Below are 13,062 nucleotides of genomic sequence, written 5' to 3'. Positions count from 1 at the left end.
CCCGCACTACACTTGATCAGATTGACGAGTGACGTGGGAGATGAAAATCGATTGAACCACTTACAAGGAGAAAGATAAAATGGCTAAAAAAAGCAAACAACTTCGTGCTGCTCTTGAAAAAATCGACAGCACAAAAGCATACAGCGTAGAAGAAGCTGTAGCACTTGCAAAAGAAACTAACTTTGCAAAATTCGATGCAACTGTAGAAGTTGCTTACAACTTGAACATTGACGTTAAAAAAGCTGACCAACAAATCCGTGGCGCAATGGTATTGCCAAACGGAACTGGTAAAACTTCACGCGTTCTTGTTTTCGCACGTGGAGCAAAAGCTGAAGAAGCAAAAGCTGCTGGTGCAGACTTCGTTGGTGAAGATGACCTCGTTGCAAAAATCAACGACGGTTGGTTGGACTTTGACGTAGTAATCGCTACACCAGATATGATGGCACTTGTAGGTCGCCTTGGACGTGTCCTTGGACCTCGTAACTTGATGCCAAACCCTAAGACTGGTACTGTAACAATGGACGTTGCAAAAGCAGTTGAAGAGTCTAAAGGTGGTAAGATTACTTACCGTGCAGACCGTGCAGGTAACGTACAAGCTATCATTGGTAAAGTTTCATTTGAAGCTGACAAGTTGGTTGAAAACTTCAAAGCTTTCAACGACACAATCCAAAAAGCGAAACCAGCTACTGCTAAAGGTACTTACGTAACTAACCTAACTATCACTACTACACAAGGTGTTGGTATCAAGGTTGACGTAAACTCACTTTAAGAATTAAATTGAACTGCCTTCGGGTAGTTCTTTTTTTGAAATAAAAATGCTGATAACGATTACAAACTCATAGAAACATGTTATAATAATATCGAATCAATTTATTTTATAATAAAAGGAGACGGTGTCATGAAAAAAGATCAGAACCAGCTAACCTGGCTGATGGTATCTCTGATTGCTTTTAATATGGTCTGGGGTCTTGGAAATGTAGTTAATAACTACTCCCAGCAGGGTATTTCGGTAATTGTTTCTTGGATTCTTATCCTTGCTATTTACTTTATTCCCTATGCTCTCATCGTGGGGCAGCTAGGCTCGACTTTTAAGGAGAGCGGAGGCGGTGTCAGTGACTGGGTGGAAAAGACCTCTACCAAGCGGCTGGCTTATTTTGCGGCCTGGACTTACTGGGTGGTGCATATTCCCTATCTGGCTCAGAAGCCGCAGGGAGTTTTGATTCCGCTGGGCTGGGCTCTTCAGGGAAATGGCGACTTTTTGAGCAGTCTTGATATTCATTGGATTGTTATTCTTAGCTTACTGATTTTTGGTGCCTTTCTATACTTGTCAACCAAGGGACTGTCAACGCTTAAGGTGATTGGGGGCTTGGCAGGAAGCGCTATGCTGATTATGTCTTTCCTCTTCGTCCTCTTAGCGGTCGGGGCTCCTTTTATCAAACCTGATATGCAGTTTGCGACGGCCAATATGGATAAGCTCAGCACTTACATTCCCAATTTTGATTTTTCTTATTTCACGACTATCTCCCTCTTGGTCTTTGCGGTCGGCGGGGCTGAGAAAATCTCGCCTTACGTTAACCAAACACGCAATCCAGCCAAGGAATTTCCAAAGGGGATGATTGTCATGGCTGTCATGGTTGGTGCATCTGCTATCCTAGGCTCTATTGCTATGGGCATGCTTTTTGATGGCAGCAATATTCCTGAGGATCTGATGCGAAACGGTGCTTACCAAGCCTTCCAAATGCTGGGTAACTACTGGGGGGTAGGCAATGTGCTAGTAGTCATCTATGCCCTGACCAACATGGTTGGACAGATTGCTGCACTGGCTTTCTCTATTGACGCGCCTCTGCAAATCATGCTCAATAATGCCGATGAAGAGTTTGTCCCAAGTTGGCTGCGCAAGCGGACATCAAAAGGAGTCCTCATTAACGGTTACATCCTGACTGGGATTTTGGTTAGCTTACTAATTATTCTGCCTATCTTTGGAATCAAAGAAATTGACGGCCTGGTCAAATGGATGACCAACCTCAACTCCATCGTTATGCCCATGCGTTATCTCTGGGTGTTCCTGGCCTATATGTTATTAAACAAAGCTTGGAAAAAGTACAAAGATGCTGAGTACAAGTTTACCAAAAATCCAAAAGTTGGCTTTGCTATCGGAGCTTGGTGCTTCCTCTTTACAGCCTTTGCCTGTATTTTAGGGATGGTTCCGAAAGTAGACTTTGCCAAAGATCCAGCTGGCTGGCAATTCTCTCTCTTGACAAATATCCTGACACCAATCGTCTTGATCAGTCTGGGTGTCATCCTGCCACTCTTAGCTAAGCGGGAAAAGAAACAGTCGCTCAAGCAGTGAGTCGATTTTGAAAAAGATGATTGAAATATTCATTCCCAGTCCTATCTGATGATGGGGCTGGTTTTTCTGTGAAATAAGCTAGACTGCTCTGCTATTTTGCAAAAAGGAAAAAAGAAAAATTTCAGTGATTTAACTATATAAAAATCACAAAATGTGGTAAAATAGTACAGATAAAATAAGGAGTAAAAAAATGGTAGAACCTAAGTATAAGCGTATTTTGATTAAGTTGTCGGGTGAAGCTCTTGCCGGTGAAAAAGGCGTTGGTATTGATATTCAAACTGTTCAGAAGATGGCGGAAGAAATCAAAGAAGTTCATGATTTGGGAGTTCAAATTGCTCTGGTTATCGGAGGTGGAAACCTTTGGCGGGGTGAGCCGGCAGCAGAAGCGGGCATGGACCGTGTGCAGGCCGACTATACTGGTATGTTGGGCACTGTCATGAATGCGCTGGTAATGGCGGATTCGCTGCAGCAAGTAGGTGTAGATACGCGCGTGCAGACAGCGATTGCTATGCAGCAGGTTGCTGAACCTTACATCCGTGGTCGTGCCCTTCGTCATCTGGAAAAAGGCCGTATCGTCATTTTCGGTGCAGGTATTGGTTCTCCTTATTTTTCAACCGATACAACTGCTGCCTTGCGCTCAGCAGAGATTGAAGCGGATGCGATTCTCATGGCTAAAAATGGCGTGGACGGTGTCTATAATGCCGATCCTAAGAAAGACAAGACCGCCGTTAAGTTTGATGAGCTGACCCACCGGGATGTCATCAGTAAGGGACTGCGGATTATGGACTCAACGGCTTCGACCTTGTCTATGGACAATGATATTGACTTGGTTGTCTTTAACATGAATGAGCCGGGCAATATCAAACGCGTTGTTATCGGTGAGCAAATCGGAACAACAGTATCAAATAATTTATAAGAACGGAGATTAGAAACTCATGGCAAATGCAATTGTAGAAAAAGCAAAAGAAAGAATGACCCACTCGCACCAAAGTCTGGCTCGTGAATTTGGCAGCATCCGTGCAGGCCGCGCCAATGCCAGCCTTTTGGACCGCATCCATGTTGAGTACTATGGAGTAGAAACTCCGCTCAACCAAATCGCTTCGATTACGATTCCGGAAGCGCGTGTTCTTTTGGTAACACCTTTTGACAAGTCTTCTATCAAGGATATTGAGCGTGCGCTTAATGCTTCTGACCTCGGAATTATGCCAGCTAGCGATGGCTCTGTGATTCGTCTGGTCATTCCAGCTCTGACAGAGGAAACCCGTCGTGACTTAGCTAAAGAAGTGAAAAAGGTCGGTGAAAATGCTAAAGTTGCTATCCGTAACATCCGCCGCGATGCTATGGACGAAGCTAAGAAGCAGGAAAAAGCTAAAGAAATCACTGAAGACGAATTGAAAGCCTTGGAAAAGGATATTCAAAAAGTAACGGACGATGCTGTCAAACATATCGATGAGATGACAGCAAACAAAGAAAAAGAACTTTTAGAAGTTTAACATTTTTATCAGAATCAAAACTCAGTTGGCTTTGGCTGACTGAGTTGTTTTAACATCAAAAATCCTTGCCTAGTTTGAAGAAGCAAGGTAGAAAATAGGTCTATATGAATACAAATCTTGCCAGCTTCATCGTGGGTATCATCACGGATGAAAATGATCGCTTTTATTTTGTTCAAAAGGATGGTCAGGTTTACGCTCTTTCTAAGGAAGAGGGGGCGCATGAGCTGGGGCAGTCTGTCAAAGGCTTTGCCTACAGCGATATGAAGCAGAAGCTTCGTTTGACAACTCTCGAAGTTACAGCGACCCAAGACCAGTTTGGCTGGGGAACAGTAACGGAGGTCCGCAAGGATCTAGGCGTCTTTGTCGATACAGATCTGCCGGACAAGCAAATTGTCGTGTCACTAGACATCTTGCCAGAAATCAAGGAACTCTGGCCTAAGAAAGGCGACCGCCTTTATATCTGTCTGGTTGTGGACAAGAAAGACCGCATCTGGGGCCAACTGGCTAATCAAGAGGATTTCCAGCGTCTGGCTCGTCCTGCTTACAATAACATGCAAAATCAAAACTGGCCAGCCATCGTTTATCGGCTTAAGCTTTCTGGTACCTTTGTTTACCTGCCGGAGAATAATATGCTTGGCTTCATTCATCCGAGTGAGCGTTATGCAGAGCCACGTCTAGGGCAAGTCTTGGACGCACGGGTAATTGGCTTCCGTGAAGTAGACCGCACCCTTAACCTCTCCCTCAAGCCTCGCTCCTTTGAAATGCTGGAAAATGATGCTCAGATGATTCTGACTTATCTGGAGAGCAATGGCGGCTTCATGACCTTGAACGACAAGTCTTCACCAGACGACATCAAGGCTACCTTTGGCATTTCCAAAGGCCAGTTTAAAAAAGCTCTGGGTGGGCTGATGAAAGCTGGTAAAATCAAGCAGGACCCGACTGGAACGGAGTTGGTGTGAGGATAAAGAATCACGTATCTAGAGCTGTTGCTTATAGAAATACGATTTTAAAGAAATGAAAGGAACCCATGAGAAAATCTTTTTACAGCTGGCTGATGACAGAACGCAATCCTAAGAGCAAGGAGTCCAAGGCTATTTTGGCGGATTTGGCTTTTCAGGATACTGCCTTTCCCAAGCATACGGATGATTTTGACGAGGTCAGTCGTTTTCTGGAGGAGCACGCAAATTTTTCCTTTAACTTGGGCGAGTTCGATGCTATTTGGGAAGAGTATCAGGCACATTGAGTGGATAGTGGCTAGGGATAGTCATTTTCTGCTTGCTTTGATATAATAAAGATAATTCATTCAAAAAAATAAAATAGAGAGGTTCTTTGTTTGCAGGAACATTCAGTAGAATTGAAACTGGGCCATCCAGATGATGCCTTTCATCTTTTTGGTTCTAATGAACGCCATCTGCGCCTGATGGAGCAGGAATTGAAGGTAACTATTCATGCCCGAACCGAGATTGTGCAGATTTTGGGTACGGAGGCTGCCTGTGAGGAGACTCGACAGGTCATTCAGGCTCTGTTGGTCTTGGTCAATCGTGGCATGACCATCGGCACACCCGATGTTGTGACAGCCATTACCATGGTCAAAAATGATGAAATTGATAAGTTTGTAGCTCTTTACGAAGAAGAGATTATCAAGGATAGCTATGGCAAGCCAATTCGGGTCAAGACACTTGGTCAAAAAATCTATGTGGACAGCGTTAAAAATCATGATATCGTCTTTGGTATTGGGCCAGCTGGAACAGGGAAGACCTTTCTGGCGGTGACCTTGGCCGTGACAGCTCTCAAGCGTGGACAGGTCAAACGAATCATTCTGACACGGCCAGCGGTAGAAGCTGGTGAGAGTTTGGGCTTTCTGCCTGGTGACCTTAAGGAAAAGGTGGATCCTTATCTGCGTCCAGTCTATGATGCTTTGTATCAGATTTTAGGTAAGGATCAGACGACGCGCCTTATGGAGCGAGAAATCATTGAAATTGCACCTTTAGCTTATATGCGGGGGCGGACGCTGGATGATGCTTTTGTGATTCTGGACGAGGCACAGAATACTACCATCATGCAGATGAAGATGTTTCTGACACGCCTCGGTTTCCAGTCCAAGATGATTGTCAATGGAGACATCAGCCAGATTGACCTACCTCGCAATGTTAAGTCCGGCCTCATTGACGCTCAGGAGAAATTGAAGAATATCTCCCAGATTGATTTTGTTCATTTCTCAGCTAAGGATGTCGTTCGTCATCCAGTGGTGGCGGAGATTATCCGAGCTTATGAACCAACTCCTGTTAGAGAGGCTGCAACTGAGCCAGAAGAAATGGAATCTGAGGACTAGATATCAGTTTACATCAGCCTTGATATAGAATTTTTAAGATTTATAAAATGATTAAAAGTGATTATCAGGAAAGATAGAATTTTAAAAAGAGGTAGAAGATGGATTGGTATGATTATATGATTAATGCTTCTAGGCAATCAAGGTTTAATGCCAGTCATTGGTTTCGTTACCTTAGAAAGGTTATTTTTGAAGACAGTTCTTATTTAACTGACAAAGATGTGGAACGTTTGTTGGCTTCAAAAGAGTTGACAGATTTTCAAAAGGTTAGTCTGAAATATGCTCTASAAGAACACACTCCCACGCATGAGTATGTGGTTTCTTTAAACAAACCTGCTAAGTTAACAAATGTTCAAGAGCTGATGGAGAGATATAAGCATGGATAAAATGAAACCAGTTTTTGAAGCCTTAAATCAAGWATTGGCCCAAGCCAATCTTACTTTAACTATTATCTGTGTTGGGGGCTATGTCTTGGAACATCATGGCTTGCGAGCAACGCAAGATGTAGATGCTTTTTACCAAGAAAACCAAAAAATCAATGAGATTATTGCGAGAGTAGGACAACGATTTAACCTCAATACTCATGAAGAACTTTGGCTCAATAATAATGTAGCGAGCATGAACAAGCAACCTGCGGTTGAGTTATGTGAGACCTTATATACTTTTAGTCATTTAACGGTTTTAATGGTTCCGATTGAATATGTTTTAGGGATGAAAATGATTAGCATTAGAGAGCAGGATTTGAAAGACATCGGAGCTATTATCAAATACAAAGATTTTCATTCCCCATTCAATACCTTTGAGGACCTGAGAAAGTTGGGCTTTGATACGATTGATTTTTCTGTTCTTTTAGAAGGTTTTAGTCATGCCTATGGTATGGAATGGCTTGAGGAATTCTTCAAAGAAAATCAAGAAAAACTAAAAAGATATTATTAAAGAAGAATTTGATTTTTACCTTATATCCATACGAAAAGAGCAGATTTATTTCTGCTCTTTTTGTGCGATTAATTTTAAAGTTGAAATAATCAACTAAACAAGTTCGTCAATAGATGTGTAGTCCTTGTTGAGGCCTTCTGCAACTGGTTGGCTGGTGATGTGACCTTGGTAGGTTGTGACACCTTGGCGCAGTCCTTGGTCATCTGCAATGGCTTGTTTGAAGCCTTTTCCTGCCAAGGCTTCAATATAAGGAAGGGTGACATTGGTCAGGGCAATGGTAGAAGTGCGGGCTACGGCACCAGGGATATTCGCAACTGCATAGTGGAGGACACCATGTTTTTCGTAGACAGGTTCGGTGTGGGTCGTCACGCGGTCGGCTGTTTCAATGACACCGCCCTGGTCAACAGCTACGTCTACAATGACAGAGCCAGGACGCATTTGCTTAACCATATCGTCTGTCACCAGTTTTGGAGCCTTCGCACCAGGGATGAGTACTGCGCCAATCACGACATCTGCTTCTCGAACGCTAGCTTCGATATTGAACGGATTAGACATAAGGGTCTGGATTTGATGACCGAAGACATCTTCTAGGACAGCCAGGCGCTTAGCGCTGATATCCAAAATAGTCACTTGAGCACCTAGTCCTAGAGCGATACGAGCGGCATGGGTCCCTACGACTCCGCCACCGATAATGGTAACTTTTCCTTTCGGAACACCCGGAACACCGCCAAGAAGTACGCCAGATCCACCTTCGCGCTTAGTCAGGAAGTGGGCTCCGATTTGGACAGCCATCCGTCCAGCTACCTCACTCATAGGTACCAAGAGTGGCAGTTGTCCATCTTGATCGCGAACGGTTTCGTAGGCCAGACCAGTTGTCTTGGCACTTGTCATAGCATCTGCTAGTTCAGGAGCGGCAGCCATGTGTAGGTAGGTAAAGAGCAAGAGGTCATCACGGAGGAAGCCATATTCAGCTGCCAGAGGTTCTTTGACCTTGACCACTAGCTCAGCTGCCCACGCTTCTGTAGCAGTAGGGACGATTTTTGCACCTTGCTTTTGGTAGTCTGCATCTGTAAAACCAGATCCCAGCCCCGCATTTGTCTCAATCAGAACTTCATGGCCTTTACCAACGAGGCTATGAACACCAGCTGGTGTTAGAGCGACACGATTTTCATTGTTTTTGATTTCTTTTGGAATACCGATTAACATAAAAAATATGCTCCTTTTTTAAGATGCTTTTATTGTATATGAAAACGCTTCAAAAATCAAGAAAAAATCAGAGTGGTTTGCTTTCATTAGTGAATTGTGCTATTCTGCTAAGAAAAAATAGGAGGCTCTGATGGAAAATATCTATGTCAATCTGGCTCGTCATACCAGACTGGAAACTGAGCGGTTGATTCTGCGTCCGGTGACCTTGGAGGATGCCCCGGCAATGTTTGAGTATGCTTCAGATGAGGAAAATACTCGCTATACTTTTGAGACAAACAAAAGCCTGGAAGAAACACGCAATAATATCGCTCTCTTTTATCTGGCCAATCCTCTGGGGCGCTGGGGAATAGAAGTGAAAGAAAGTGGCAAATTCATCGGGACTATTGACCTGCATAAGATCAGGCTGGACTTGAAAACGGCGGCTATCGGATACGTAATCAATAAAAAATACTGGAATCTGGGATATACGACAGAGGCCAATCGCGCAGTAATCAAGCTAGCTTTTGAGGAAATCAGAATGAACAAACTTGTAGCGCTGCATGATGTGGATAATCCAGCATCTGGCCGAGTTATGGTCAAGTCGGGTATGAAATATTCCCACGAAGAGCCTTACGCATCACTAGACAAGCATGAGAAAGGTCGCATTGTGACACGGGTTCATTACTATCTGACTAGGGAAGATTATTTTGCAAAAAAATGAGAAAGGATATTGACAAGCACCTATCTACATGATATATTAGATAGGTACGCTGATTTAGCTCAGTTGGCAGAGCGCATCCATGGTAAGGATGAGGTCGCCGGTTCGATCCCGGCAATTAGCATCTTGTAATACAAGGTTGGGTTTTCCCAGCCTTTTCTTTTTGTCAGTTATAGCAAATAGTGAAAGGCAAAGTTTCGGGAAGGAACATAATAAAAATAGCTGCTTTTGTCTTTGCGGTGAGTGGTTGATAAATCTGCTCTGCTATTTTCCAAAACCCTGCCCTCGGCTCCCTAAAGTGAGTCAAAATATGATATAATAAGGTAATACTAGCAAAGCGGGTAAGATATGTATATCGAAATGGTAGATGAAACGGGTCAGGTTTCGGAAGAGATTCTTAAACAGACCCAGGAAATTTTGGAGTTTGCGGCCCAGAAAACGGGCAAGGAAAATAAGGAAATGGCTGTGACTTTTGTCAGCAATGAGCGCAGTCATGAACTCAACTTGGAATATAGAGATACGGATCGGCCGACGGATGTGATCAGCTTGGAGTATAAGTCTGAGCTGGACATCGCTGTTGACGAGGAGGATTTGCTGGACCATCCTGAGCTAGCTGAGATGTTGGAGGATTTTGACGCCTATATCGGTGAGCTGTTCATTTCAGTGGACAAGGCGCGTGAACAGGCTGAAGAATATGGCCACAGCTTTGAGCGAGAGATGGGCTTTTTGGCAGTGCATGGTTTTCTGCATATCAACGGCTATGATCACTATACGCCGGAAGAAGAAGCAGAAATGTTTGGTTTACAGGAAGAAATTTTAACTGCTTATGGACTCACAAGGAAATAACAAACGCAAATGGAAAAATCGAGATGTCGTCTCGAGTCTGGAATTTGCTTTAACTGGTATTTTTACAGCCTTTAAAGAGGAGCGCAATCTGCGCAAACATGTCCTTTCGGCTCTGGCAGTGATAGTTGCGGGACTGATTTTTGACTTGTCCGCGATAGAATGGCTCTTTCTCTTTTTGAGCATTTTTCTGGTCATTGCCTTTGAGATTGTCAATTCTGCCATTGAAAATGTCGTGGATCTGGCCAGCGATTACCACTTTTCTATGCGGGCAAAGAATGCCAAGGATATGGCAGCGGGAGCTGTTCTGGTCGTGTCTGGCTTTGCTGTTGTGACGGGACTGATTATTTTTGTTCCCAAGATTTGGGATTGGATTTTTTAAAGATTTGAAAATCGGGGGAGACTGCCGATTTTCTGCTGTTTTAATGGAAATAATAGAGGTAAAATAATGACTTTTAAATCAGGTTTTGTAGCTATTTTGGGACGCCCCAATGTTGGGAAATCAACCTTTTTGAATCATGTCATGGGGCAAAAAATTGCCATCATGAGCGATAAGGCTCAGACCACACGCAATAAGATTATGGGGATTTACACGACGGATAAAGAGCAGATTGTCTTTATCGACACACCGGGAATCCATAAGCCTAAGACGGCTCTAGGGGACTTCATGGTGGAAGTAGCTTACAGCACCCTGCGTGAGGTGGATACTGTTCTCTTCATGGTGCCAGCTGATGAGCCGCGTGGCAAGGGTGATGATATGATTATCGAACGTCTGAAAGCGGCTAAGGTGCCAGTTATTTTGGTGGTTAATAAGATTGATAAAGTCCATCCGGATCAGCTTTTAGCGCAAATTGATGATTTCCGTCAGCAGATGGACTTCAAAGAAATCGTGCCGATTTCAGCCCTGCAGGGTAATAACGTTTCCCGTCTGGTTGATATCCTCAGTGAGAATCTGGAGGAGGGCTTCCAGTATTTCCCAGAAGACCAGATTACTGACCATCCGGAGCGCTTTCTGGTGTCAGAAATGATTCGGGAGAAAGTCTTGATGTTGACACGGGAGGAAATTCCCCACTCAGTCGCAGTGGTTGTTGACAGCATGAAGCGAGACGAGGAGACGGACAAGGTCCATATCCGATCGACCATCATGGTGGAGCGTGACAGCCAAAAAGGCATTATCATCGGTAAGGGCGGATCCATGCTGAAGAAAATTGGATCCATGGCTCGGCGCGATATTGAGCTCATGCTGGGGGACAAGGTCTTCCTAGAAACTTGGGTCAAAGTCAAGAAAAACTGGCGGGACAAGAAGCTGGACTTGGCGGACTTTGGCTATAATAAGAAGGAGTATTGAGGTTTTCTAAGCAAGCTTGGAAAAATTATGTTTGAAATAGCAGTGAAAGAGAGCATAACATTTTGTTATCTCTTTTTACTACAAACGAGCTGTAAGATAGAAAATTGTTGGTATTACGTTATTAAATAGTTGCTATCCTTCCGTTAATCTGCAAACATTGTTCCGTTATTCCTCATATTGTTCCGGACTATGGTATAATAGAGGGAGAAAGTGAGGAGTGCTCATGTATATGACAGTGAGGCAGGCAGCTGATCTCTGGGGGATTTCTGATCGTCGAGTTCGGTCTCTGTGCAGTCAGGGAAAGATTCCGGGTGCTGTCCAAGAAGGGCGTTTGTGGAGGATTCCCTCTGATGCCAGAAAGCCAGCAGATGGCCGTTATAAGAAAGCAGATAGTCTCTTGCCTTCGATTGATGAAAAGATGATGCAGTTATCAAAACTTCGCCCTTTGACGGATGGAGAGCTGGAGCGGCTGAATGAAGAGTTCACAGTCGAATATACTTATAACTCAAATGCTATTGAGGGCAATACTCTGACCTTGCGAGAGACAGATTTGGTCCTGCGTGGATTGACCATTGACCAAAAGCCTTTAAAAGATCATATGGAGGCAATCGGTCATCAAGAAGCTTTTCAATATGTTCAAAGGCTTGTTGAGGAGAACCAGCCTTTGTCGGAACAGATGATAAAGGATATTCATTATCTAGTATTAGCGGATAAAAAAAATGACCGAGGCATTTATCGGAGAGTCCCAGTGCGCATCATGGGAGCAGCCAATGAACCGGCTCAGCCGTATATGATTGCTCCATTGATGGAAAAACTCCTAGTGGACTATGCTGTAAGTCAGGAAAATATGGTGACCAAACTAGCTCAGTTTCATATTTCCTTTGAGAGTATCCATCCGTTTATTGACGGCAATGGCCGAACAGGTAGGCTCTTGGTGAATTTTGAGTTGATGAAGGCGGGCTATCCACCGATTGATATAAAATTTACGGATAGATTATCCTATTACCAAGCATTTGATGACTTTCATTCAAAAGGAAGTTTATCGGCAATGGAGGATTTATTTGCCAAATATATCAATGAAAGATTGGATATGTACTTGGAGATTTTATCTCTTGATGACGAAGGATAAGGAGATCAGATTTATAGTTGATATAAATCTTTCCAATCCTGCTTTCTTTGTCTCAGGTGGGAAAAAATCCGAAACTATTCATGGCTGGCACCGCATGTTGGCGCAGAAAAATGCTAGGTCTGAATGGGTCTATTATCCTGGCAAAGGGCATGCTTGGCTTTTTAGTGATGTGGATACGCATATTCAGCTACTAGGCTACTTCTTTCAAAACGCTGCCTTTCCAGAGAAATTGAAAGGATTTTGATATGGACTATATTTCCTATATTCGCTCTAAGGTGGGGCATGATAAGGTTATTCTGAATTTTGCTGGTGGAATTGTAGCAGACGAGGACGGTCGTGTGCTTCTGCAGTTGCGAGGTGATAAGAAAACATGGGCGATTCCTGGTGGAGCTATGGAGCTCGGGGAGACTTCTTTGCAAGCAGCCCTGCGTGAGTTTTACGAAGAGACAGGCATTGCTGTTGAAGCCAAGCGCTTGCTGAATGTTTACACTAATTTTGATGAAGCCTATCCTAATGGTGATAAAGTGCAGACGGTTGTCTTTCTGTATGAACTGCAGGCACTGGAGAATGTTGATATTTCCAATTTTCATAACGAGGAAACACTGCGTTTAGGCTTTTTTTCTAAAGAAGAAATAGCAGAGCTGGAAAATGTATCGGATAAACACCGCCTGATGCTGGATGAGTATTTTTCGGACAGCTTTGCTATGGGGCTTTGATATTAGGAAAAATAA

Annotated in this window: 16 protein-coding genes, 1 tRNA gene and 1 pseudogene; 17 read left to right on the top strand and 1 reads right to left on the bottom strand. The window is 43.7% G+C overall.

Going from position 1 to position 13,062, the window contains the following annotated elements; genetic code table 11:
• Positions 1 to 79 precede the first annotated feature (79 nt).
• The 9 genes from rplA (at position 80) to K4H96_RS01235 (ending at position 7,108) form a co-directional block, all read left to right on the top strand.
• Positions 80 to 769 carry a 50S ribosomal protein L1 gene (gene rplA / locus K4H96_RS01275; protein ID WP_002894855.1) on the top strand — a complete coding sequence of 230 codons (690 nt, stop codon included), beginning with the start codon at positions 80 to 82 and terminating at the stop codon, positions 767 to 769.
• Between the two features lie 129 nt (positions 770 to 898).
• Positions 899 to 2,350 carry an APC family permease gene (locus tag K4H96_RS01270; protein ID WP_223337124.1) on the top strand — a complete coding sequence of 484 codons (1,452 nt, stop codon included), beginning with the start codon at positions 899 to 901 and terminating at the stop codon, positions 2,348 to 2,350.
• A gap of 190 nt (positions 2,351 to 2,540) precedes the next feature.
• On the top strand, positions 2,541 to 3,266 hold the full coding sequence (gene pyrH / locus K4H96_RS01265) for a UMP kinase (protein ID WP_002894857.1): 726 nt from the start codon (positions 2,541 to 2,543) through the stop codon (positions 3,264 to 3,266).
• 19 nt (positions 3,267 to 3,285) lie between these two features.
• On the top strand, positions 3,286 to 3,843 hold the full coding sequence (gene frr / locus K4H96_RS01260; protein WP_223337123.1) for a ribosome recycling factor: 558 nt from the start codon (positions 3,286 to 3,288) through the stop codon (positions 3,841 to 3,843).
• 104 nt (positions 3,844 to 3,947) lie between these two features.
• On the top strand, positions 3,948 to 4,802 hold the full coding sequence (gene cvfB, locus K4H96_RS01255; RefSeq protein ID WP_223337122.1) for an RNA-binding virulence regulatory protein CvfB: 855 nt from the start codon (positions 3,948 to 3,950) through the stop codon (positions 4,800 to 4,802).
• A 68-nt stretch (positions 4,803 to 4,870) separates the two neighbouring features.
• Entirely contained in the window at positions 4,871 to 5,086 is a 216-nt protein-coding gene (locus tag K4H96_RS01250; RefSeq protein WP_002906027.1) for a YozE family protein, read from the top strand.
• 90 nt (positions 5,087 to 5,176) lie between these two features.
• On the top strand, positions 5,177 to 6,175 hold the full coding sequence (locus K4H96_RS01245; RefSeq protein WP_223337121.1) for a PhoH family protein: 999 nt from the start codon (positions 5,177 to 5,179) through the stop codon (positions 6,173 to 6,175).
• Positions 6,176 to 6,273: 98 nt separating this feature from the next.
• Entirely contained in the window at positions 6,274 to 6,558 is a 285-nt protein-coding gene (locus K4H96_RS01240) for a hypothetical protein (RefSeq protein ID WP_227956320.1), read from the top strand.
• On the top strand, positions 6,551 to 7,108 hold the full coding sequence (locus K4H96_RS01235; RefSeq protein WP_227956319.1) for a DUF6036 family nucleotidyltransferase: 558 nt from the start codon (positions 6,551 to 6,553) through the stop codon (positions 7,106 to 7,108). The genes K4H96_RS01240 and K4H96_RS01235 overlap by 8 nt, the downstream gene beginning before the upstream one ends.
• A gap of 93 nt (positions 7,109 to 7,201) precedes the next feature.
• Here the strand turns inward: K4H96_RS01235 and ald are convergent, their stop codons facing one another.
• Entirely contained in the window at positions 7,202 to 8,314 is a 1,113-nt protein-coding gene (ald, locus tag K4H96_RS01230; RefSeq protein WP_223337119.1) for an alanine dehydrogenase, read from the bottom strand.
• Between the two features lie 130 nt (positions 8,315 to 8,444).
• Between ald and K4H96_RS01225 the strand changes: the two genes are divergently transcribed.
• The 8 genes and pseudogenes from K4H96_RS01225 (at position 8,445) to K4H96_RS01190 (ending at position 13,047) form a co-directional block, all read left to right on the top strand.
• Positions 8,445 to 9,014, top strand: coding sequence for a GNAT family N-acetyltransferase (locus tag K4H96_RS01225; protein ID WP_002920696.1), 570 nt, complete (start codon positions 8,445 to 8,447; stop codon positions 9,012 to 9,014).
• A gap of 48 nt (positions 9,015 to 9,062) precedes the next feature.
• A tRNA-Thr gene (locus K4H96_RS01220) sits at positions 9,063 to 9,135 on the top strand.
• 224 nt (positions 9,136 to 9,359) lie between these two features.
• Complete coding sequence (gene ybeY, locus K4H96_RS01215; protein WP_223337118.1) at positions 9,360 to 9,857, top strand: rRNA maturation RNase YbeY; 498 nt, start codon at positions 9,360 to 9,362, stop codon at positions 9,855 to 9,857.
• Positions 9,838 to 10,236, top strand: coding sequence for a diacylglycerol kinase family protein (locus K4H96_RS01210; RefSeq protein ID WP_002894866.1), 399 nt, complete (start codon positions 9,838 to 9,840; stop codon positions 10,234 to 10,236). Before ybeY ends, K4H96_RS01210 begins: the two co-directional genes overlap by 20 nt.
• A 66-nt stretch (positions 10,237 to 10,302) precedes the next feature.
• Positions 10,303 to 11,202 (top strand): GTPase Era, encoded by a 900-nt coding sequence (gene era, locus K4H96_RS01205; RefSeq protein ID WP_223337117.1) that lies wholly within the window; start codon positions 10,303 to 10,305, stop codon positions 11,200 to 11,202.
• 223 nt (positions 11,203 to 11,425) lie between these two features.
• Positions 11,426 to 12,331 carry a Fic family protein gene (locus K4H96_RS01200; RefSeq protein WP_223337116.1) on the top strand — a complete coding sequence of 302 codons (906 nt, stop codon included), beginning with the start codon at positions 11,426 to 11,428 and terminating at the stop codon, positions 12,329 to 12,331.
• Positions 12,332 to 12,359: 28 nt separating this feature from the next.
• Positions 12,360 to 12,575, top strand: a pseudogene (locus K4H96_RS01195) (alpha/beta hydrolase); the annotation flags it as partial.
• Between the two features lies 1 nt (position 12,576).
• Positions 12,577 to 13,047 carry an NUDIX hydrolase gene (locus K4H96_RS01190; RefSeq protein WP_223337114.1) on the top strand — a complete coding sequence of 157 codons (471 nt, stop codon included), beginning with the start codon at positions 12,577 to 12,579 and terminating at the stop codon, positions 13,045 to 13,047.
• Positions 13,048 to 13,062: the final 15 nt, after the last annotated feature.

The organism is Streptococcus sanguinis, assembly GCF_020729765.1.
GTDB lineage: Bacteria > Bacillota > Bacilli > Lactobacillales > Streptococcaceae > Streptococcus > Streptococcus sanguinis_Q.
The sequence above is the reverse complement of the archived record's forward strand: the minus strand, read 5'-3'. Positions and strand labels throughout refer to the sequence as shown.

Coding starts and splice junctions, on each gene's coding strand:
- rplA (WP_002894855.1), top strand. CDS start 80: ATGGCTAAAAAAAGCAAACAACTTCGTGCTGCTCTTGAAAAAATCGAC.
- K4H96_RS01270 (WP_223337124.1), top strand. CDS start 899: ATGAAAAAAGATCAGAACCAGCTAACCTGGCTGATGGTATCTCTGATT.
- pyrH (WP_002894857.1), top strand. CDS start 2,541: ATGGTAGAACCTAAGTATAAGCGTATTTTGATTAAGTTGTCGGGTGAA.
- frr (WP_223337123.1), top strand. CDS start 3,286: ATGGCAAATGCAATTGTAGAAAAAGCAAAAGAAAGAATGACCCACTCG.
- cvfB (WP_223337122.1), top strand. CDS start 3,948: ATGAATACAAATCTTGCCAGCTTCATCGTGGGTATCATCACGGATGAA.
- K4H96_RS01250 (WP_002906027.1), top strand. CDS start 4,871: ATGAGAAAATCTTTTTACAGCTGGCTGATGACAGAACGCAATCCTAAG.
- ald (WP_223337119.1), bottom strand. CDS start 8,314: ATGTTAATCGGTATTCCAAAAGAAATCAAAAACAATGAAAATCGTGTC.
- K4H96_RS01225 (WP_002920696.1), top strand. CDS start 8,445: ATGGAAAATATCTATGTCAATCTGGCTCGTCATACCAGACTGGAAACT.
- ybeY (WP_223337118.1), top strand. CDS start 9,360: ATGTATATCGAAATGGTAGATGAAACGGGTCAGGTTTCGGAAGAGATT.
- K4H96_RS01210 (WP_002894866.1), top strand. CDS start 9,838: ATGGACTCACAAGGAAATAACAAACGCAAATGGAAAAATCGAGATGTC.
- era (WP_223337117.1), top strand. CDS start 10,303: ATGACTTTTAAATCAGGTTTTGTAGCTATTTTGGGACGCCCCAATGTT.
- K4H96_RS01200 (WP_223337116.1), top strand. CDS start 11,426: ATGTATATGACAGTGAGGCAGGCAGCTGATCTCTGGGGGATTTCTGAT.
- K4H96_RS01190 (WP_223337114.1), top strand. CDS start 12,577: ATGGACTATATTTCCTATATTCGCTCTAAGGTGGGGCATGATAAGGTT.